General features: G+C 57.1%; 17 protein-coding genes. 15 read left to right on the forward strand and 2 right to left on the reverse strand.

Annotated elements, in window-relative coordinates:
• Positions 1-97: 97 nt before the first annotated feature.
• Positions 98-2,365 carry an autotransporter outer membrane beta-barrel domain-containing protein gene (locus KDX30_RS22055; RefSeq protein WP_231677503.1) on the reverse strand — a complete coding sequence of 756 codons (2,268 nt, stop codon included), beginning with the start codon at positions 2,363-2,365 and terminating at the stop codon, positions 98-100.
• Positions 2,366-2,719: 354 nt separating this feature from the next.
• On the opposite strand from KDX30_RS22055, the gene KDX30_RS22060 reads away from it, so the two are divergent.
• The 3 genes from KDX30_RS22060 (at position 2,720) to KDX30_RS22070 (ending at position 7,135) form a co-directional block, all read left to right on the forward strand.
• Positions 2,720-4,591, forward strand: a complete 1,872-nt coding sequence (locus KDX30_RS22060) for a hypothetical protein (RefSeq protein ID WP_231677490.1) — start codon at positions 2,720-2,722, stop codon at positions 4,589-4,591.
• Between the two features lie 59 nt (positions 4,592-4,650).
• Positions 4,651-6,552, forward strand: coding sequence for a hypothetical protein (locus KDX30_RS22065; RefSeq protein WP_231677491.1), 1,902 nt, complete (start codon positions 4,651-4,653; stop codon positions 6,550-6,552).
• A gap of 118 nt (positions 6,553-6,670) precedes the next feature.
• A complete protein-coding gene (locus KDX30_RS22070; RefSeq protein ID WP_027902122.1) occupies positions 6,671-7,135 on the forward strand; it encodes a hypothetical protein in 465 nt (154 codons plus the stop codon).
• Here KDX30_RS22070 and KDX30_RS22075 read toward each other — a convergent pair.
• On the reverse strand, positions 7,132-7,821 hold the full coding sequence (locus KDX30_RS22075; protein ID WP_231677492.1) for an alpha/beta family hydrolase: 690 nt from the start codon (positions 7,819-7,821) through the stop codon (positions 7,132-7,134). The two genes, KDX30_RS22070 and KDX30_RS22075, sit on opposite strands and share 4 nt — an antisense overlap.
• 91 nt (positions 7,822-7,912) lie before the next feature.
• Between KDX30_RS22075 and ccoN (KDX30_RS22080) the strand changes: the two genes are divergently transcribed.
• The 12 genes from ccoN (KDX30_RS22080) (at position 7,913) to ccoS (ending at position 20,341) form a co-directional block, all read left to right on the forward strand.
• Positions 7,913-9,337 carry a cytochrome-c oxidase, cbb3-type subunit I gene (gene ccoN / locus KDX30_RS22080; protein WP_231677493.1) on the forward strand — a complete coding sequence of 475 codons (1,425 nt, stop codon included), beginning with the start codon at positions 7,913-7,915 and terminating at the stop codon, positions 9,335-9,337.
• 10 nt (positions 9,338-9,347) lie between these two features.
• Positions 9,348-9,956 (forward strand): cytochrome-c oxidase, cbb3-type subunit II, encoded by a 609-nt coding sequence (gene ccoO / locus KDX30_RS22085; protein WP_231677494.1) that lies wholly within the window; start codon positions 9,348-9,350, stop codon positions 9,954-9,956.
• A gap of 3 nt (positions 9,957-9,959) precedes the next feature.
• Positions 9,960-10,163: a cbb3-type cytochrome oxidase subunit 3 gene (locus KDX30_RS22090; protein WP_122397983.1), complete on the forward strand. Its 204-nt coding sequence runs from the start codon at positions 9,960-9,962 to the stop codon at positions 10,161-10,163.
• Positions 10,160-11,110: a cytochrome-c oxidase, cbb3-type subunit III gene (gene ccoP / locus KDX30_RS22095; protein WP_231677495.1), complete on the forward strand. Its 951-nt coding sequence runs from the start codon at positions 10,160-10,162 to the stop codon at positions 11,108-11,110. Before KDX30_RS22090 ends, ccoP (KDX30_RS22095) begins: the two co-directional genes overlap by 4 nt.
• 813 nt (positions 11,111-11,923) lie before the next feature.
• The gene (gene ccoN, locus KDX30_RS22100) at positions 11,924-13,369 is read left to right on the forward strand and encodes a cytochrome-c oxidase, cbb3-type subunit I (RefSeq protein ID WP_231677496.1); all 1,446 of its coding nucleotides are present in this window, start codon (positions 11,924-11,926) and stop codon (positions 13,367-13,369) included.
• Positions 13,366-13,974 carry a cytochrome-c oxidase, cbb3-type subunit II gene (ccoO, locus tag KDX30_RS22105; protein ID WP_231677497.1) on the forward strand — a complete coding sequence of 203 codons (609 nt, stop codon included), beginning with the start codon at positions 13,366-13,368 and terminating at the stop codon, positions 13,972-13,974. Before ccoN (KDX30_RS22100) ends, ccoO (KDX30_RS22105) begins: the two co-directional genes overlap by 4 nt.
• A 5-nt stretch (positions 13,975-13,979) precedes the next feature.
• A complete protein-coding gene (locus KDX30_RS22110; protein ID WP_099269804.1) occupies positions 13,980-14,168 on the forward strand; it encodes a cbb3-type cytochrome oxidase subunit 3 in 189 nt (62 codons plus the stop codon).
• The gene (gene ccoP / locus KDX30_RS22115) at positions 14,165-15,133 is read left to right on the forward strand and encodes a cytochrome-c oxidase, cbb3-type subunit III (protein WP_231677498.1); all 969 of its coding nucleotides are present in this window, start codon (positions 14,165-14,167) and stop codon (positions 15,131-15,133) included. Before KDX30_RS22110 ends, ccoP (KDX30_RS22115) begins: the two co-directional genes overlap by 4 nt.
• 312 nt (positions 15,134-15,445) lie before the next feature.
• Positions 15,446-16,858, forward strand: coding sequence for a cytochrome c oxidase accessory protein CcoG (gene ccoG, locus KDX30_RS22120; protein ID WP_231677499.1), 1,413 nt, complete (start codon positions 15,446-15,448; stop codon positions 16,856-16,858).
• 12 nt (positions 16,859-16,870) lie between these two features.
• Positions 16,871-17,410, forward strand: a complete 540-nt coding sequence (locus tag KDX30_RS22125) for a FixH family protein (RefSeq protein WP_231677500.1) — start codon at positions 16,871-16,873, stop codon at positions 17,408-17,410.
• A gap of 286 nt (positions 17,411-17,696) precedes the next feature.
• Positions 17,697-20,159 (forward strand): heavy metal translocating P-type ATPase, encoded by a 2,463-nt coding sequence (locus KDX30_RS22130; RefSeq protein WP_231677501.1) that lies wholly within the window; start codon positions 17,697-17,699, stop codon positions 20,157-20,159.
• Positions 20,138-20,341 (forward strand): cbb3-type cytochrome oxidase assembly protein CcoS, encoded by a 204-nt coding sequence (gene ccoS / locus KDX30_RS22135; protein WP_027902726.1) that lies wholly within the window; start codon positions 20,138-20,140, stop codon positions 20,339-20,341. The genes KDX30_RS22130 and ccoS overlap by 22 nt, the downstream gene beginning before the upstream one ends.
• Positions 20,342-20,578 lie beyond the last annotated feature (237 nt).

A 20,578-nucleotide genomic window follows, 5' to 3' on the forward strand; every position in this document is an offset into this window, starting at 1 on the left:
TAAAAGTAAAAACCCCCGACGATTGCTCGCCGGGGGTCATTCACCTCTGTGATTTTTTTTGCAGGCTCAAGCCCTGTTTAGGCAGCCCTCAGGTGGATCAAAAAGCGAACTTCAACCCCACATTCGCGCCCCATGGCTGCTCGACCTGCTTGCCTTTCATGTAATCGAAATCGGCATGCAGTTGCAGACGCTCCGACAAGGACACCGAAACCCCGGCCCCCACTTCAGCTCGAGAGCCGAACAGATCATTGTCGAAACGGGTGGAGTTGACCTTGACCTCGTTATCACGTGAGAACTCCTGAGCCGCTGCCAGTCGCAGATAGGGGCGCACCACGCCGCCATCCTTGAGGGCAATGCTGCGCCCTGCCGATGCTCCGACCTTGGCCAATACCGATTGAGTCTGGTTATTGCGTGCCTGCATACCGTTATCCAGCGCATAGCTGTCGCCTTTCACCCAAACGCTGGAAAACTGCGCATAGGGTTCGAGGAAGTAGCCATCGGCAAAGCGGATGTTTCTGCCGAACTCCAGCGATCCACCAAGACCGGTACTCTCATAATTCCCCTTGGCTTTCGCACCATCGCTCATGGCGACTCTGGATTCATTGCGAAACCGGTTGAGCTTGAGAATCGCGTCCAGGTAATAGCCGTCGTCCAGCAGCCAGGTACCGTAACCGCCCACATAGTAACTGCCGATCTTGCCGCTGGTACCTTGCCCGATTGCCAGATCGTTTTTGCTGTAACCCGCCATCAAGCCCAATGACAACTGCCCGACGCTCACTGGCAGCGGTGCATCGGCCCCTAATGTAAGGCCGCTCTGATTATTTCGATAATCAACCCCATCACCGGTGCTGGCATTGAATCGGCTGCCATACGCCCGCATCCAGCCGCCACCCTTTTCATGGCCACGCACCTCGCCTATGCGGCTACGTAACGTGTTCAACTCACTGTTCCAGATGTTCGGGGCTGCGTTGAACAGCGCCAGCACACTTTGAGTTGAAGGACTGATGCCCCGGCCCGAGCCGACGATAAACCAGTCATCGCCCTGCTGCTCCAGCTCGTAGGAATAGACGCCCAGATCCGCACGCCCGCCCAAAAGACTGAACTGCGCATCGCCCCCGTCGGTGTCCACGAGCAGCAACCGCTGCATGTAGGGGTCGACCACCTCAACACCTGTATTTTTCACGCGCAAATCGTGATTACCGCTCGCCTGGCCCTCGACCCGCAGTAAATCGCCCTGGCGTTCATCCAGATTGACCCGCATATCAAAGGTTCCGCGACCGGAGAGTTCGCCCAAGGTCAGCGTCTTGTGCGCTCCCTCGCCGAAACTCACTCGCCCGCCCCTCATCGCCAGCGAATTCACCTGATTGCTATCCGCCAGTGTCCAGCTCGCACCGGAGTTGATCGCCAACTTATCGCTGTTGATTATGTTGCCGGTCAGTTGGGCGTTGCGTTGCAGGGTAACGTTCAGGGTGCTGGTGGTGTCGGCAACGAGGTTGCCGTTGAGGGTGCTGTTGTCGACGATTAAATTTACAGTGCTCAGATTATCGGCTTCCAGCAAGTTGCCATTACCTGACAGCAACGTGGATCTATTTTGAATGGTGATATCGGCAATCGCGCCATCGCTGCCTGCCTCCCCCGGACCAACACTGATGGCCGGGCCTTCGACGCCCTCCACAACGGAGCTGTCAATGACTATCGTACTCAGATGTTGAAGTGGAATGGCTGAGGAATCCAAGGCAAGCGCCACATTTATTCCGTTGTACTGACCGCGTACATGACTGTTTTCGGACACCGACAAGGTTGCCCCCACAACATTGATACCAAGGCCTCTGTTCTCCGCCGACTCAGCACCGTAGACGCGGCTGTCAGCAATTTTTAAAGAGCGGTTTACACCTAAATTTATCGCCTTGCCTAACCCTGATAAATCACTGGAGCGCACGATTGCCTCGGAGCCACTACCACCCAAGCGCAATGCATATCCTGTCTCATTACGAATGACCGATCGTTCAATAGTCGCCTCACCGTGATCAACCCTGATCCCTCCATTCACTACGCCATCACTTACATTGATAGCCGACTCCATAACCAATACCGAATTGACTACGCCGCCATTAATTATATTGAGAACCCCCCCCTTAGTAACATGATACGAATCGACCGGGGCAGAAGCGTCAACCGTCTTTACAACACCCTCTACCGGAACCACTTGTGTCAATTCACCCCCGATAAAAAAGCCCTGCTCATTAGCAGTTATATGTTGCTCTTGAGGCAAATTCGAGTGGCTCGCCCAAGCATCCATACCAGGCGCCGCTCCAATAAAACAAGCGACTGCGATACGCCCCACACCAGTTTGCAAATAACGCATTTCGTGCGACACAAATTCGTCTCCCTATTTGACAGAAGACGCATTCTTCTCGACTTAATCACGGGACTACTACCTGACGCTAGCAGAGAATAGTAGGAAAACTCCTAGAACAATGAGCTTATTTCCTACATACACAGGGATCTTGTAGGAAACTTCTGAAAATCCCAGAAAGGTAAGATTTATCTACCACCTTCGGTTGACGTCCTGAGAAAAAAACGATTACTTCCGCCCTAACTTGAAATCAAGCAACGACACAAAGGTCGCTGTGAATTTTCCAGGTTATTACTTCAGAGGTGCACGCTATAAGCGGACCTCTATACGAATCGTAAATAATATCAAAAAAGGAATTAAACAATGAAAGCTACACCGAGAAAACCTCTCATTGTCCCGCAGTATCGAAAAGAAAAACAGGAAACAGTTGTTCACGAGAAGCCAGATGTACCGGTCGCCTTCCATGACGACGACACACCAGGCCTGCTGCCGATCTCTGCACTGGAACGTCCCGTAACCGTCACACTAAAAGTCTGGCCGGGTGCACGCCCCGGGTATACCTATCAACTAGTCTGGAACAACGTGCCTTACGGCGACGCAGAGTTCATTAGCGAAGATGAGCAACCGGGCGACCCTCTCATGCTACAGATCCCGGTCAGCCTGTTGGATGAAGGTGTCCACATGCTGCAATACCGAACTTACAACCCGTTGAGTGAGGTAGCAAATCGCTCGTTCCCCTATATGGTGGTTATTGATAAAACACCACCAGGCTCCCCGGAGTTGAGCCAGATTCAATTTCCTCCTGAAGTGCAGAACGGCCTCACGGCTGCCGAACTCGCACAACTGGGGGGCAGACTGGAAGCTCATATTGCCGGCTATACCGGCATGGCTAAACACGACCATATTCAGACAATGTGGGGTAACACCCCAGGACCGAGCGCAAACGTCGATGAAGATGACATGGGGCTCAATCAGGTTTCGGTGACATTCACCAAGAGCTTTCTGGAGAGTCTGGGTGAGCAGGAGCAACTGGTCACTTACAAGGTAAATGACCGGGCTGGAAACCTTTCAATTGAGTCGAATCCGGTACCGGTTTTCTTGAGGCTGCAGGAAATTCCATCGGACTATCCCGCCCCAATCATTGACCCGGATCTGGGTAACCTGATTGACCATGCAGAGGCTCTGGTTGGTGTAACGGTAGACATTCCTCACTACGACAATGCGAATGCACTGGATCAGATTCGACTTTTCTGGGGAGAGAGCAACCCTATGCTCCCCGTGTCCTTACCGCCGGGCAATGAAGACGAAGATATTGTTCTTTCTCTGCGCGTGCCGTTTGAAACCATCAATGCGCTACCTCCCGGAGAGGTCAAGGTCTCTTATGAGGTATCCCGACAAAATGAAGTCGTCGGCACCTCGCTCATCAGCACTGTCGATGTGTTCCTGACGCTTCCTGTGACGAGTCCTCTGACAGCCCTGACGGTACAAGGAACCAGTATTGAGAATCCAAATACCACGGATAACTTTATTGACGAGGATGATTACGAACTGAATGGGCGTGGCATCGTGGCCTGGAACCGGGACTTCCAGGTTAGCGATGATCTGAATCTTTATTGGGGTGATCAACAAAAACTTCAGTGGTATCAGATTAAAGCTACCGATGTAAGTGCGGAGAAGGATCTGATGATCCCGATTGACAACGGAATTCTGAAACTTCAAGGCACGGGCGCTGAAATTCCGGTGTATTTCACTCTGGTGCGAAACGGTAACCCCAACCCTGCGAAAGCTCCGATACAGTCAGTAGTTGTTCGATCCAGAGAAGAGTTACCTGGAGGTCCAGACGGACTGGAGGGGCCTCAATTCAAGCTTAACTCCGGAGGCTACATCGCTCCTGTACTGAATCCAAATGGCGCCGACTTGCTGATAGTACCTTATATCAACATTGCCAAAGATCAGAAAGTAACATTGACTTTCAAAGGCTTTGACGATGACAACACCCCCATTGAAGCGTCGAATTATACGGCTGCACGGGAGCTGGATGAGTTTGACATCGTTGATGGCTACACATTCACCGTGCCATATCGAAATTTAAGAATGATCTGCACCGGATTCGCAGAGGTGAGTATCAAAGTTGAGCCACCACCAGGCAGTAACCAAAGTGCCGTGAACTCTACTGTGACGCGCGCACCTGTTCATATGCTGGACTCAGCCGAGCTGACTTGTACATTTCGATAAACATAGACACAGCCGGCCAAAGGGCCCGCTGCATCCTGCAGGTATAACTAGGAAAAATCATGCTTAATCAAAAAAATATTCCCTCGCCAGAACTTGACGCACCCTCCGTGCCAAGCGCACTTGATAATGGAATCATCCCTATCGAGTATTTAAATAAACCGCTAATGGTAGAGTTAGATGTGTGGAGCGCGGCGCGCCCTCAATTTACTTATCAACTTCTGTTTGATGACATGCTCATAGGCCCGGAAAAAACAATCGATGATGAGCAGCCAGGAGAGCGCGTGACGCTTGAAATCCCTATTGCACTCATGAATGAAGGCCTGCATTACGTCGGCTATAGAACCAAAAATCCGTTTAGCGAACTCACTGACGATTCATTCACCACTCGAATCGAAATCGACCGCACCGCCCCCGGCAATCCCCTGCTCGCCCCAATCATCTTCCCGGTCGCCATCCAGAACGGCCTGACTTCAGCGGAGCTGGAGGCCTTGGGGAACAAATTGCCTGGCAAGATCGCAGGTTATAGCGATATGAAAGAAGGCGATGTGATCCGCACTTACTGGGGCTCTGTCGAAGGGCCTGTGGCAATCGTCGGCCGGGATGACATGGGCCTGCAGCGAGTCATGGTGGATTTCTCCCGGGAATTTCTGGAGAACATTGGTGATATCGAAGCACCGGTCTTCTACACCGTTACCGATCTGGCGGGCAATCTTTCGGTGAATGCTCAGGCGGTACAGATCAATCTACAGCTTCGGGTATTGCCTGAACTGCCGTTGCCGGCGGTGAAGGAAGCCAATGGCGATACGCTTGATCCGGTGAACGCAACGCGGGGCGCTACAGTGGTCGTAGGTGCCTTGGCGCAACTTGCGCGTGGTGATCGTGTAGAGGTGCAGTGGCGCGGACCCAACGCAAGCGACAACAAGGAAAAGACGATTACCGATGCCGACGCAGGCAAGGACCTGGAGATGCTGTTCTCGGCGACCCTGGTAGAGGCGAACAAGGGCCAGACGGTGTCGATCACTTATGACGTCCTTCGCGCCAATGGCAGCGCGCAGGCTTCCGGAACGTTGCAGCTGAAAATTCAGGCAGGGGTTACCCGCCTCCCCGCCCCAACCATGGACACCGTCGGCCCCGACGGCCTGCTGACCCCTTCAAAAATCCCAGAATCCGGTGCCACGGTGCGGGTGGGTTATGCGGACATGAGCACTGGCGACAGTGTGGTCGTGACCTGGGAAGGCACAGCCCGTTACGACACGCCTGCGCAGGTGATCGGCGGCGATGCACAGTTGCTGTTCAATATCCCGAAAGCCTTCATTAACCAGAACATCGGCAGCTCTGCGAGTGTGACGTATACCGTGACGCGGGCGGGCACGGCGTTGGTTTCTGCGCCGCTGTGGTTGCGGGTTCAGCAGGGTATGAACTTCGACACGTCGCCTGTGAGCCTGGGCGGCAAGGTTTACCTGATTCCCGGCAGGCCGGATATCCTCCCGTCCTTTCCAGAAGGTACGACGGTGCGGCGCATTGCCAGTGGCGGGCAGGCGCCTTATGCCTATGTGTCCAGCGACACCCGTATTGCTCACGTGGATGAGCATGGCCTGACCTCGGTTCGGGGCAACGGTACAGCAAGGATTTCGGTGACGGATGCACTGGGTGAAACCAAGAGCTATACGGTCACGGTCAGTGGCGTTATTCACTGCTTAGGACTGGGCTCTGGCAAGTATGCGCAGATGACTGCCGCCGCCGCAGGTCAAGGCGCGCGTATCCCGGCGATTGATGAACTGAATCAGATCTTCAATGCTTATGGCAATCGCTGGCCAATGGGTAACGGGCTGTACTGGTCGTCCACGGTAGCAGCGCAGAACCTGGTGGGCATGAAGTGGTACCTCATCAAAAATCTGGTAACCGGCGCTAACTTCAAGGTGCTGGAGCACAGCATCAGCCTTGGCGTAGGTATTCGCTGACGGTTGATGCAGCGGGTTCAGACCGAAAACCGGACTTCCGGGCGTCGCACTACCTGTCAAGTGCGACGCCCTTCTCTGCATCCCCCAAATCACACACTGCTCAGCAAGGAGCACGTACATGAGCGCGTCCGCAATGCCTCGTAAATCGCGGGTCAGCCCGCCGACCTGCCAAGGCAGTTTTCAGGCGGTGGTCAATCAATCCCCTTTGGTAGTGTCGTTGCTGTCGGCGAGTCTGACCCTACGACCGGAGTTGTCACCGACGCCTCGGCAGTGGATCTGGAAGGTTATCGCTCAAGGCAAGGTCGGCCGTAAACGCGCCAGTATCGGCCTTTTCTTCGATCGGGATTTACCTTTGGGCACTCACGACCTGGTGGCCAGTGAGTACATCAAAGTCGTCTATCACCAGACGCCGAACAGCCAGAACATCATCTATCACTCAGGGCATATTCAGGCCGGGCAACTGACGCTGTTTGAGGCCGACCTGTCCGCGCAGCGTCTGAGGGGTGAGTTCGGCTTCAGTATTTCCGCCCTGGACTTCGCAGTGACCGAAGGTGAGTTCGATCTGCACTGCCTGCCGACTTAACCCAGCATGTCCGCGATACGCTTCGCGGTGTTCGCCAGGCAGTCTTCATAGCTGATGCCTGCCGACTTCAAGGGCTTGAGGTCGTGATTGGCGGCGGGAATCCACAGCACCTCAATCGCAGGGGACAGCGTGTAGGCTTCGACGCTTTCCTTGTTGCCCAAGGCATCCCGCTCACCCTGCACGATCAACGTCCGCGCTTGCAGATCTGCGAGGTGCGCCACCCGAGGTTTTTCCGGTTTGCCTGCCGCATAGAACGGATAACCCAGACACACCAACGCATCCACGTGCAGTTCATCTGCGATCAGGCTGGCCATACGCCCGCCCATGGACTTGCCGCCAATGGCCAGACTCCCAGTGACATGGGGTCGCACACTGGCATACACCTCACGCCAGCAGTCGAGTAATTGTGCTTGCGGATTCGGCGGCCGACGGCGTCCATCGACCCGGCGCTGCGCCATGTAGGGAAATTCGAAACGCAACACGTTGACGCCTTGTCCGGCAAGGCGCGCAGCCATGTCGTTCATGAAGTCGCTGTCCATCGGCGCACCCGCGCCGTGAGCCAGAACAAGAGTCGCCAAGGGCTTGCTTCGTGGGTCTGTGACCGCCTGATTCCATAACCAGCCGTGGTCTTTTGCCAGTTGTGCACATTGATCTTCGTCAATACCGGCACTTTGCCCAATGCTCATGCTTGCCTCGCTTTTGATGAGTCTGCCAATAACCCGGAGCTAAACCTGTGCGTAGCGCACCCGACCTGGCCTCGATGGGAAATATAAATAAATGAACACCACTAACAGTACCGCCTACAACTATCAGGTGGTCCGCCAGTTCGTCATTATGACGGTGATCTGGGGGATTGTCGGGATGGGACTTGGGGTCTTTCTCGCCGCCCAACTGGTCTGGCCTGAACTCAACTTCGATCTTCCCTGGACAAGCTTTGGTCGCTTGCGCCCGCTGCACACCAGTGCGGTGATTTTTGCGTTCGGCGGCTGCGCCCTGTTTGCCAGCTCTTATTACTCGGTGCAGCGCACCTGCCAGACAACATTGTTCCTGCCGAAACTGGCGGCGTTCACGTTCTGGGGCTGGCAATTGGTGATCCTGCTAGCGGCCATCAGCCTGCCGCTGGGTTACACCAGTTCCAAGGAATACGCAGAGCTGGAATGGCCTATCGACATTCTTATTACGATTGTCTGGGTGGCTTACGCCATCGTGTTCTTCGGCACCCTCGCCACACGCACGACCAAACATATTTATGTCGGTAACTGGTTCTTCGGTGCGTTCATCCTCACGGTTGCTGTGTTGCACATCGTCAATAATCTGGAACTGCCGGTCAGCCTGACCAAGTCCTACTCGCTGTACTCCGGCGCCACCGATGCCATGGTGCAATGGTGGTACGGGCACAACGCGGTGGGCTTTTTCCTGACCGCGGGCTTCCTGGGGATGATGTACTACTTCGTGCCGAAACAGGCCGAACGTCCGGTGTACTCCTATCGCCTGTCCATCGTGCATTTCTGGGCGCTGATCACCCTGTACATCTGGGCCGGTCCGCACCATTTGCACTACACCGCCCTGCCCGACTGGGCGCAGTCGCTGGGTATGGTGATGTCGCTGATTCTGTTGGCCCCGAGCTGGGGCGGAATGATCAACGGCATGATGACCCTTTCGGGTGCCTGGCATAAGTTGCGCAGCGACCCGATTCTGCGCTTTCTGGTGGTATCCCTGGCGTTCTACGGCATGTCGACCTTCGAGGGTCCAATGATGGCGATCAAGACCGTCAACGCCCTCTCCCATTACACCGACTGGACTATCGGCCACGTTCACGCCGGAGCCCTGGGCTGGGTCGCCATGATCTCCATCGGCGCGCTGTACCACATGATCCCGAAAGTCTTCGGCCGCCCGCAGATGCACAGCATTGGCCTGATCAACGCGCACTTCTGGCTGGCCACTATTGGCACCGTGCTCTACATCGCATCGATGTGGGTCAACGGCATCACTCAAGGCCTGATGTGGCGCGCGGTCAACGAAGACGGCACGTTGACCTACTCCTTCGTCGAAACACTGGTGGCCAGCCATCCCGGATTCATCGTGCGCCTGGCAGGCGGCGCGATCTTCCTGCTGGGTATGTTGCTGATGGCCTACAACACCTGGCGCACCGTAAGGGCCTCCAACCCTGTCGAAGCTGCCGCTGCTGCGCAGATGGCCTGAGGAGATCGCCATGAGACATGAAACGATCGAGAAAAACGTCGCCCTGCTGATGATCCTGATGGTGCTGGCCGTCAGCATTGGCGGCCTGACGCAAATCGTCCCGCTGTTCTTTCAGGACGTGACCAACAAACCCGTTGAGGGCATGAAGCCTTATAACGCGCTGCAACTGGAAGGCCGCGATATCTATATTCGCGAAGGCTGTGTGGGCTGCCACTCGCAGATGATCCGTCCGTTCCGCGCCGAGACCGAACGCTATGGGCACTATTCGGTAGCCGGTGAAAGTGTCTGGGATCACCCGTTCTTGTGGGGTTCCAAGCGCACCGGACCAGACCTCGCTCGCGTCGGCGCACGCTATTCGGACGACTGGCACCGCGCGCATTTGTACAACCCGCGCAACGTCGTGCCTGAGTCGAAAATGCCTGCGTATCCCTGGCTGGTGACTCAGCAGGTAGAAAGCCGCTACACCGAAGCCAAGATCAAGGCGATGCGCACCCTGGGCGTGCCTTATACCGATGAGGACATCAGTGGCGCCGTTGCCTCCCTCAAAGGCAAGACCGAGATGGACGCGCTGGTTGCCTACCTGCAAGTGCTTGGCACTGCCATCAAGAGCAAGAGGTAAGCCATGGATATTCAGGATCTACGCGGGCTTGGCACGCTGATCGTGGCCATTGCATTCATCGGTATGTCGCTGTGGGTGTTCAGCAGCCGACGCAACGCTGACTTCGCCGAAGCCCGTCTGGCACCGTTTGCGGACGAGCCTTTGCCGCCACCGGTAATCGAGCAACTTTCAAAAGAGCAGCCTGTTGTACGGAGTAACCAGCCATGACCGCGTTCTGGAGCACCTATATCTGCGTGCTGACCATTGGCAGCCTGATCGGCCTGACCTGGTTGTTGATCGGCACCCGCAAGGGCGAAACCAAGGGCAGTACCGATCAGACCATGGGCCACAGCTTCGATGGCATCGAGGAATATGACAATCCGCTGCCCAAGTGGTGGTTCATGTTGTTCGCCGGGACGCTGGTGTTCGCGATCGGTTATCTGATCGTGTATCCGGGGCTGGGCAACTGGAAAGGCATCGCACCCGGCTATGAAGACGGCTGGACCGGCGTCAACGAATGGCAGAAGGAAATGGACAAGGCCGATGCCCGTTTCGGGCCGATCTTCGCCAGATTTGCGGCCATGCCAGTAGAGGAAGTCGCCCAGGATCCTCAAGCGCTGAAAATGGGTGGCCGCCTGTTTGCTTCCAATTGCTCGGTTTGCCATGGCTCTGACGCCAGAGGCGCTTACGGCTTCCCGAACCTGACCGACAACGACTGGCGCTGGGGCGGCTCCGCTGACACGATCAAGACCACCATCATGGCGGGCCGGGTCGCGGCCATGCCGGCCTGGGGCACGATCATCGGCGAAGACGGTGTGAAAAACGTTGCGGCGTATGTGCGCCACTCACTGGCAGGGCTGCCACTGCCCGCTGATGACAAGGCGGATCTGGCCGCCGGACAGCAAGTGTTCAGCTCCACGTGTGTAGCCTGTCATGGCGCAACAGGCAAAGGCACCGAAGTCATGGGCGCCCCAAACCTCACACAGCCGGGCGGTTTCATCTACGGCACCAGCCTGGCGCAGTTGCAGCAGACCATTCGTCTTGGTCGCCAAGGTCATATGCCTGCTCAGGCCGATTTATTGGGCAATGACAAAGTACAGCTGCTGGCCGCTTATGTTTACAGCCTGTCGAAGGGTCCTGATCAACTCATCGACAAAGGTAAAGCGGCGCGGTAGCAAAAAGAGCAACACTGTGGACCCCTTCAACACCGCACCCTGCAACAGGGTGCGGTGGTCCCTTTTATTCGCAGATGTTCTCCCATCAAACAACATGCAAACTACTGGATTGAAATACATTTTCTGTAGGAGCTGCCGAAGGCTGCGATGCATTTCTCCCGATACACCGCGATCGCAGCCTTCGGCAGCTCCTACAGGTCCTATGTTTGTTTGCCGCGAGACAGCGTGGTACATCGCTATCGCGGCTTCGCGGTGCTCGTGCGCTCCTACAGATCCCTCGTTTGGTGCCAGACAGCGCGGTGTTATGGATACTGGAGCAGCTCGCAGCAAACAAAAAATGAAAATCTGATTTGAGATGGATTCCCAGTGTTCCTGGCACCGCGCTGTCGCGGATCAAACATAGGAACTGTAGGAGTGAGCTTGCTCGCGATTCGATTTCCTGGTCCAGGAATTTATCGACTGAACTGGCGCTATCGCGAGCAAGCTCACTCCTACAGAACCGGGAGCCCAGCGTTTCGGGACCCAAAGGTCAAGTGAAAGAAACGTGCACGACATTCGTGCCATGCAAACGCTCAACGGCCTGACGAACCAGGGCTGTTCGCTTACTCTTGGCATGCTGCTAATGTCCGTTACTCCCACCCCGGATTTTACCCGTGCTACACCCTCCAGAAAATTTCTGTCCACCGGGACAGGTTTTTCCTTTACGCTCCGCGTCGGAATATGCCTGAAACGGCCGCTGAGCATGCCTGCGCCGGGTTTCATGGGTTAATAACGTTCACACTCTGATAAATAGTCGAACCGTGGAACCTGATAATGAGCACAGCAAACAGTCCGACTGCTTATAACTATAAGGTGGTCCGCCAGTTCGCCGTCATGACGGTGGTCTGGGGCATCCTGGGCATGGGGCTTGGCGTTTTCATCGCCGCACAGCTGGTCTGGCCGGAACTGAACCTGGGGCTGGAGTGGACCAGTTTCGGACGCCTGCGACCTTTGCATACCAATCTGGTGATCTTCGCGTTCGGCGGCTGCGCGCTCTTCGGCACCTCTTATTACGTGGTGCAACGCACGTGTCAGACCCGGTTGATTTCCGATGGCATGGCGGCGTTCTCGTTCTGGGGCTGGCAAGCGGTGATCGTCAGCGCCATCATCACCCTGCCGATGGGCTACACCACCACCAAGGAATACGCTGAACTGGAATGGCCGATAGCGATTCTGCTGACCATTGTCTGGGTGGTGTATGGCGCGGTGTTTTTCGGCACCATCGTCAAGCGCAAGACCCGACACATCTATGTCGCCAACTGGTTCTACGGTGCATTTATTGTTGTCACCGCCATGCTGCACATCGTTAACCACATCTCGTTGCCAGTCAGCCTGTTCAAATCCTACTCAGCCTACGCGGGCGCCACCGACGCGATGATTCAATGGTGGTACGGCCACAACGCAGTGGGTTTCTTCCTGACCACCGGCTTCCTCGGCATGATGTATTACTTCGTGCCCAAGCAGGCTGAGCGGCCAATCTATTCGTATCGCCTGTCCATCGTGCACTTCTGGGCGCTGATCACCCTGTACATCTGGGCCGGTCCGCACCACCTGCATTACACAGCCCTGCCCGACTGGGCGCAGTCGTTGGGCATGGTGATGTCGATCATTCTCCTCGCGCCAAGCTGGGGCGGGATGATCAACGGCATGATGACCCTCTCGGGCGCGTGGCATAAATTGCGCACGGACCCGATCCTGCGGTTTCTGGTGGTGTCCCTGGCGTTCTACGGCATGTCGACTTTCGAAGGTCCGATGATGGCGATCAAGACGGTCAACGCCCTTTCCCACTACACCGACTGGACCATCGGCCATGTGCATGCAGGCGCATTGGGCTGGGTAGCGATGATCACTATAGGCGCGACGTATCACATGATCCCCAAAGTGTTTGGTCGACCGCAGATGCACAGCATCGGCCTGATCAACGTGCACTTCTGGCTGGCGACCATTGGCACCGTGCTGTACATCGCGTCGATGTGGGTCAACGGCATCACCCAGGGCCTGATGTGGCGAGCGATCAACGACGACGGCACGCTGACTTACTCCTTCGTCGAGGCACTGCAAGCCAGCCACCCGGGTTACATCGTGCGAATGGTTGGCGGCGCAACCTTCGCCAGCGGCATGCTGCTCATGGCTTATAACGTCTGGCGCACCGTGCGTGCTTCCAACCCCGAAGAAGCAGAAGCCGCAGCACAAATCGCCGTGGTGGGGGCTCACCGATGAAGCACGAACTCCTCGAAAAGAACATTGGCCTTCTGGCCCTCTGCATGGTCATCGCCGTCAGCATCGGCGGCCTGACGCAAATCGTCCCGCTGTTTTTTCAGGACGTGACCAACAAGCCGGTGGAAGGCATGAAGCCGCGTACTGCGCTGGAAGTCGAAGGCCGCGACGTGTACATCGCCAACGGCTGTGTCGGTTGTCACTCGCAGATGATTCGCCCGTTCCGCGCCGAAACCGAACGCTATGGTCACTACTCGGTGGCGGGCGAAAGCGTCTGGGATCATCCGTTTCTGTGGGGCTCCAAACGCACCGGGCCGGACCTGGCGCGAGTCGGCGGCCGCTACTCGGACGACTGGCATCGGGCGCATTTGTACAACCCGCGCAACGTGGTCCCGGAATCGAAAATGCCGGCCTATCCGTGGCTGGTCGAGAAGCACCTGGATGGCGAGGACACCGCGAAGAAAATGGAAGTCCTGCGCACGTTGGGTACGCCTTATACCGACGCAGACATCGCTGGAGCTCAGGCCGCAGTGAAAGGCAAAACCGAAATGGATGCACTGGTGGCCTATCTGCAAGGCCTCGGCACCGTCATTAAAAGCAAGCGGTGATCTGGATGGATATCGGGATGATTCGGGGTCTTGGCACCCTGGTGGTGATGGTGGCCTTCATCGGTCTGGCGCTCTGGGTGTTCAGCCCCCGGCGCAAGACAGAGTTTGATGATGCAACCCTGTTGCCCTTCGCGGACGATCCCGAAGCGATCAAAAAGGTCGAGCAGGAAAAAGCATTCAGGAGCAAGCAATGAGCACTTTCTGGAGTCTGTACGTCACCGTTCTGACGTTGGGCACTGTTTTCGCTCTGACGTGGCTACTGCTTTCCACCCGCAAGGGCCAGCGTGATGACACCACCGAAGAAACCGTCGGCCACGCCTTTGACGGCATCGAGGAGTACGACAACCCGCTGCCCAAGTGGTGGTTCATGCTGTTTATCGGCACGATTATTTTTGCGCTGGGCTATCTGGTGCTGTATCCCGGCCTGGGTAACTGGAAAGGCCTCTGGCCGGGCTACGGTTACATGAATACCGACAAGAAAATCGAGTTCTCCGACGGTCAGACCGGCTGGACGGCCGTGCATGAATGGGAAAAGGAAATGGCGCGGGCCGAGGCGCGTTTCGGTCCGATCTACGCTAAATTTGCGTCGATGCCCATCGAGGAAGTCGCCAAGGATCCGCAGGCCCTGAAGATGGGCGGCCGCCTGTTCGCGTCCAACTGCTCGGTGTGCCATGGCTCCGACGCCAAAGGCGCTTATGGCTTTCCGAACCTGACCGATGCCGACTGGCGCTGGGGCGGCGAACCGGAAACCATCAAAGCCACGATCATGGGCGGCCGCCACGCGGTGATGCCCGCATGGGGGGATGCCCTCCAGGAACAAGGCGTGCGCGATGTATCGGCGTACGTGCTGACCGCGCTCAGCGGCCGCAAATTACCGGAAGACGCCAAGGCTGACCCGGTGGCCGGGCAGAAGATATTCGCCACCACTTGCGTCGCCTGCCACGGCCCGCAAGGCAAAGGCATGCAAGTGCTGGGTGCTCCAGACCTGACCCATCCAGGGTCGTACATCTACGGATCCAGTTACGCGCAATTGCAACAGACCATCCGCTACGGCCGTCAGGGTCACATGCCTGCACAGGCAGCGATTCAGGGCAATGACCGGGTGCATATTCTGGCGGCGTATGTGTATAGCTTGTCGCGGGGGGAAAAGGCTGAATAAGGTCAGTTTATTTGCAAACATGATCCCGAATTGAAATGCAATCTCCTGTGGGAGCTGGGCTTGCCCGCGATACATGAGACGCAGCCAGACGACACACCGCGTTATCGTTTATCGCGACCAAGCTCGGCTCCCACAGGGAAATCACATACGGCAAAAAAACTGCAAATCAATTGACCCGAATCAGCACGCTCTACACCTGTTTGCACCAGGATTCGCCGCGAGCCACTCACGAAGACTGCAGGCGTATCATGGCCTTCATCAAAGCACGCTCCTGACCACAGAGGCATTTTTCCACCGCCGTGGGACACACCGATGAGCAATAACATTCCGGTCGTCAACGTCACGCCACCGCCTGAAAGCGGTAACCAGACGGTCGACCTCTACGCCTCGCGGGAAAAAATCTACACCCGCGCGTTCACCGGCCTGTTCCGTAATCTGCGCATGCTCGGCGGCGCTCTGCTGTTCCTGATTTACTTCGGTACGGTCTGGTTGAACCGGGATGGGCATCAGGCCGTGTGGTGGAACCTGCCGGAGCGCAAGTTCTACATCTTTGGCGCGACTTTCTGGCCACAGGATTTCATCCTGCTCTCCGGCATTCTCATCGTCAGCGCGTTTGGCCTGTTTTTCATCACTGTGTACGCCGGTCGGGTCTGGTGCGGCTACACCTGCCCGCAAAGTGTCTGGACCTGGATTTTCATGTGGTGCGAAAAGGTCACCGAAGGCGACCGCAACCAACGCATCAAGCTCGATAAAGCGCCCATGAGCGCCAACAAGTTCGTGCGTAAATTTGCTAAACACAGCCTCTGGCTGTTGATTGGTTTCCTCACCGGGCTCACCTTTGTCGGCTACTTCTCGCCCATTCGCGACCTGATCACCGAGTTTTTCACCGGTCAGGCGGACAGCTGGGCGTATTTCTGGGTTGGCTTCTTCACCCTCGCGACTTACGGCAATGCGGGCTGGCTGCGTGAGCAAGTGTGTATTTACATGTGCCCCTATGCGCGGTTTCAGAGTGTGATGTTCGACAAGGACACCCTGATCGTGTCCTATGACCCACGCCGTGGCGAGCTACGTGGCCCGCGTAAAAAGGATCAGGACTACAAGACGCAAGGTCTGGGCGACTGCATCGATTGCACAATGTGCGTGCAGGTCTGCCCTACCGGCATCGACATCCGTGACGGCCTGCAAGTGGAGTGCATAGGCTGCGCTGCCTGCATCGATGCCTGCGACAGCATCATGGACAAGATGAACTACCCGCGCGGGCTGATCAGCTACACCACCGAGCATAATCTTTCCGGTCAGGTCACTCACACGCTACGGCCGCGTCTGATCGGCTATGCGGCAGTGTTGCTGTTAATGATCGGCCTGCTGGTCTCGGCGTTCTTGATGCGCTCGCTGGTCGGCTTCGACGTCAGCAAGGACCGCGTGCTGTATCGAGAAAACGCCGAAGGCCGGATCGAGAATGTCTACAGCCTGAAGGTCATGAACAAGGACCAGGTGGATCACACGTATGTGCTTGACGTCACTGGTCTGCCAGACCTGAAATTGCAGGGGCGGCGTGAATTCAAAGTGGTTGCCGGGGATATTTTCAGCATGCCGGTTGAGCTGTCCATCGCGCCCGAAAAACTGCCATCCAGCACCAACGAGGTGATTTTCATCCTCAAGGATGCCGACGGCGATGCTCACGCAGAAACCAGGAGCCGTTTTATCGGCCCGCAAGTTCGTTAAAGAGAGCTGCCCATGTCCGTCGCAACTGCGCAAAGCCCTTGGTACAAGCACATCTGGCCCTGGATCCTGATTAGCATTCTGACCTGCTCGGTGACGCTGTCTCTGACCATGGTGACTATCGCGGTGAATAATCCTGACAATCTGGTCAACGACAATTATTACGAAGCGGGCAAAGGCATCAACCGTTCACTGGACCGCGAACTGCTGGCCCAGACGCTCATGCTGCGTGCCAGTGTTCATCTGGATGAACTGACAGGCGAAGCAGACGTGCGCCTGACAGGCAAAAGCAGGCCGAAGACCCTGGAACTGAACCTGATTTCCCCGACCCAGCCGCAAAAAGACCGGAAAATGGTTTTGATGCAGAGCAGCTCCGAACCTGACCGCTACATCGGGCAATTGACCGATAAAGTCGAGGGCCGTCGGTTTGTCGAATTACTGGGAGTTGAAAACGGTCAGACCTGGCGCCTGTTCGAGGAAGAACAGATCAGCCACGACAAAGACCTTGCACTGGGCGATGAAGCGATTCAGGGTGCGGAAGATTTGAGTAAGTGAGCGCACCGCACAATTGCGGCGGGAACTGCCCCGGCGTCCATGGCACCGCGCTGTCGCGCAGCAAACACAGGACCCGTAGGAGCTGCCGAAGGCTGCGATCGCGGTGTATCAGGAGAAATGCATCGCAGCCTTCGGCAACTCCTACAGAAAATGCATTTCAATCCAGTATTTTGCTGTTGTTTGATGAGGGCGAACTTGTTCGCGAGGCGGTGTGCCTGAATAACCGCGTCATGCCCTCTCGCCAACAAGTTGGCTCCTACCGTTGTTCTGCTGCGACCCAAAGACCATGACCACACCCACCCCCTGCTACCACTGCGCCCTGCCCGTCCCGACGGGCAGTCGCTTTACCGCCGTCGTGCTCGGAGAAACCCGGGCGATGTGCTGCCCGGGGTGTCAGGCCGTGGCTGAGTCTATCGTCGCTGGCGGGCTGGAAAGTTATTACAGCCATCGCGACAAGGCATCGGCCAACCCTGACACCTTGCCCCTGCAATTGCCGGATGAACTGGCACTGTACGACCGCGCCGATGTGCAGGCTCCGTTTGTTCGGCATCAGGGCGAACTCGCAGAAACGACGCTGCTGATGGAAGGCATCAGTTGCGCGGCCTGTGGCTGGCTCATCGAGCGTCACTTGCGTGCTCTGCCTGCGGTGGCTGAAGCACGCCTGAACCTGTCCAGCCACCGATTGCATGTCAGTTGGTCAGACAGCCAGATGCCCTTGAGTGAGCTGCTCGGTCAATTACGCAGCATCGGCTATGTTGCCCACCCTTATGAGGCCGACCGGGCCACAGTAAAACTCGCTGAAGAAAACCGCCTGGCGTTGCGACAGCTTGGCGTGGCCGGTTTGCTGTGGTTCCAGGCGATGATGGCAACCATGGCCACATGGCCGGAATTCAACATCGACCTCAGCCCGGACATGCACACCATCCTGCGCTGGGTCGCGATGTTTCTGACGACGCCCATCGTCTTCTACAGTTGCGCGCCATTCTTTCGTGGTGCTGTGCGCGACCTGCGCACCCGCCACCTGACCATGGACGTTTCCGTATCCCTGGCGATTGGCGGGGCTTACGTCGCGGGCATCTGGACCGCCATCACCGGCAACGGCGAGCTGTATTTCGACGCCGTGGGCATGTTCGCCCTGTTCCTGCTGGCCGGGCGCTATCTGGAACGCCGCGCCCGGGAACGCACTGCGGCGGCCACCGCCCAACTGGTCAATCTGCTACCCGCGTCCTGCCTGCGTCTCGATGACCAGGGTCAGACAGAGCGGATTCTGCTCAGCGAACTGCGCCTGGGTGATCAGGTGCTGGTGCAGCCCGGCACCGTGCTGCCTGCCGACGGCAAAATCATCGAAGGCCGCTCAAGTATTGATGAATCGCTGCTGACAGGCGAATACCTGCCCCAGCCGCGAAGTTCCGGCGATGCAGTCACGGCGGGCACCTTGAACGTTGAAAGCGTGCTCACAGTGGAAGTCCTGGCGCTGGGCCACGAGACGCGCTTGTCAGCCATTGTTCGCCTGCTCGACCGGGCACAGACAGAAAAACCCCGACTGGCGGAAATTGCCGATCGGGCGGCGCAGTGGTTCCTGTTGCTTTCACTGGTTGCAGCAGCGGTTATAGGCGTCATCTGGTGGCAGATCGATTCGTCGCGAGCATTCTGGATCGTCCTCGCGATGCTGGTCGCCACCTGCCCGTGCGCCCTATCTCTCGCGACCCCGACAGCGCTCACCGCCGCCACCGGCACGCTGCACAAATTCGGTCTGTTGCTAACCCGCGGCCATGTCCTTGAGGGACTCAACCAGATCGACACGGTGATTTTCGACAAGACCGGCACCCTGACCGAAGGAAAACTGGCGCTGCGCAGCATCCAGCCGCTGGGTGAGCTGGACGCCGACGCTTGCCTGAGCCTGGCCGCCGCGCTGGAAAACCGTTCGGAGCATCCCATCGCAAAAGCGTTCGGCCGCGCCCCCATTGCAGCCGGGGAAGTCTTCAACCGAACCGGGCTGGGCCTTGAGGGCATCGTCAACGGTCAGACGTTACGGATCGGGCAACCAGCTTTTGTCAGCGCCCTGAGCGCCAGCGATATCCCGGCAGCGCCCGATCAGACTGGGCAACATCTGTTACTGGGCGACCGCAATGGGCCGCTGGCCTGGTTCATTCTTGATGATCGCCTGCGTGAAGACGCCCACGAACTGCTGCAAGCCTGCAAGGCGCGCGGCTGGAAAACCCTGCTGCTGTCCGGTGACAGTTCGCCAATGGTTGCCCAGGTCGCCGCCGAACTGGGCATCGACGAGGCCCGTGGCGGCCTGCGCCCTGACGACAAGCTGGCGGTGCTGCAAGCGTTGCATCGTCAGGGTCGCAAGGTTTTGATGCTCGGCGACGGCGTGAATGACGTGCCGGTGCTGGCGGCTGCCGATATCAGTGTCGCCATGGGCTCGGCCACGGACCTGGCGAAAACCAGCGCCGATGCGGTGTTGCTATCCAATCGCTTGCAGGCGCTGGTTCAGGCCTTTGCTCTGGCGCGCCGGACTCGCCGGGTAATCATCGAAAACCTGCTCTGGGCCGGGCTTTACAATGGCCTCATGCTGCCGTTCGCGGCGCTGGGCTGGATTACACCGATATGGGCTGCGGTAGGCATGTCCATCAGTTCGTTGACGGTGGTACTCAACGCCCTGCGCCTGACTCGCGCGCCGTCCGTCACAGACGATAATCGGCAGTGTTCCCCGGAGGCTTTATGCCAGCGCTCTACATCATGATCCCGGCGGCCTTGCTGCTGGTCGGCGTGGCGATTTACATCTTTTTCTGGGCAGTGGACAGCGGCCAGTACGACGACATGGAAGGCCCCGCCCATAGCATTCTTTTTGATGAGCAGGACCCGAAGCATCAGGCGGCGGTGGATGAGGTTGCGGGAAGGAAAAAAGATGAATCTGATGTTTGAGCCCAATCCCGAGCAAACGCCGGATCCTGTTGGAGCGACCGGAGTGGCGCTCCAACTAGCCCGCAATAAGGCTGGACGCGTTAGACCTGAAATCCGAGGCGTCTACATCGCGGGCAAGCCTCGCTCCTATCAAACAAACTACAACTATTTGATTTGGAGAACTTTTTCATCTGTAGGAGCGCGCTTGCCCGCGATCGCGTCAGCACAGGCAATATATTCATCGACTGACAGACCGAA

It is taken from the genome of Pseudomonas quasicaspiana, assembly GCF_021147825.1.
Classification (GTDB): domain Bacteria; phylum Pseudomonadota; class Gammaproteobacteria; order Pseudomonadales; family Pseudomonadaceae; genus Aquipseudomonas; species Aquipseudomonas quasicaspiana.

Coding starts and splice junctions, on each gene's coding strand:
- ccoN (WP_231677496.1), top strand. CDS start 11,924: ATGAGCACAGCAAACAGTCCGACTGCTTATAACTATAAGGTGGTCCGC.
- ccoP (WP_231677495.1), top strand. CDS start 10,160: ATGACCGCGTTCTGGAGCACCTATATCTGCGTGCTGACCATTGGCAGC.
- KDX30_RS22075 (WP_231677492.1), bottom strand. CDS start 7,821: ATGAGCATTGGGCAAAGTGCCGGTATTGACGAAGATCAATGTGCACAA.
- ccoO (WP_231677497.1), top strand. CDS start 13,366: ATGAAGCACGAACTCCTCGAAAAGAACATTGGCCTTCTGGCCCTCTGC.
- KDX30_RS22070 (WP_027902122.1), top strand. CDS start 6,671: ATGAGCGCGTCCGCAATGCCTCGTAAATCGCGGGTCAGCCCGCCGACC.
- ccoS (WP_027902726.1), top strand. CDS start 20,138: ATGCCAGCGCTCTACATCATGATCCCGGCGGCCTTGCTGCTGGTCGGC.
- KDX30_RS22125 (WP_231677500.1), top strand. CDS start 16,871: ATGTCCGTCGCAACTGCGCAAAGCCCTTGGTACAAGCACATCTGGCCC.
- ccoG (WP_231677499.1), top strand. CDS start 15,446: ATGAGCAATAACATTCCGGTCGTCAACGTCACGCCACCGCCTGAAAGC.
- ccoN (WP_231677493.1), top strand. CDS start 7,913: ATGAACACCACTAACAGTACCGCCTACAACTATCAGGTGGTCCGCCAG.
- KDX30_RS22130 (WP_231677501.1), top strand. CDS start 17,697: ATGACCACACCCACCCCCTGCTACCACTGCGCCCTGCCCGTCCCGACG.
- KDX30_RS22055 (WP_231677503.1), bottom strand. CDS start 2,365: ATGCGTTATTTGCAAACTGGTGTGGGGCGTATCGCAGTCGCTTGTTTT.
- KDX30_RS22090 (WP_122397983.1), top strand. CDS start 9,960: ATGGATATTCAGGATCTACGCGGGCTTGGCACGCTGATCGTGGCCATT.
- KDX30_RS22060 (WP_231677490.1), top strand. CDS start 2,720: ATGAAAGCTACACCGAGAAAACCTCTCATTGTCCCGCAGTATCGAAAA.
- ccoP (WP_231677498.1), top strand. CDS start 14,165: ATGAGCACTTTCTGGAGTCTGTACGTCACCGTTCTGACGTTGGGCACT.
- ccoO (WP_231677494.1), top strand. CDS start 9,348: ATGAGACATGAAACGATCGAGAAAAACGTCGCCCTGCTGATGATCCTG.
- KDX30_RS22065 (WP_231677491.1), top strand. CDS start 4,651: ATGCTTAATCAAAAAAATATTCCCTCGCCAGAACTTGACGCACCCTCC.
- KDX30_RS22110 (WP_099269804.1), top strand. CDS start 13,980: ATGGATATCGGGATGATTCGGGGTCTTGGCACCCTGGTGGTGATGGTG.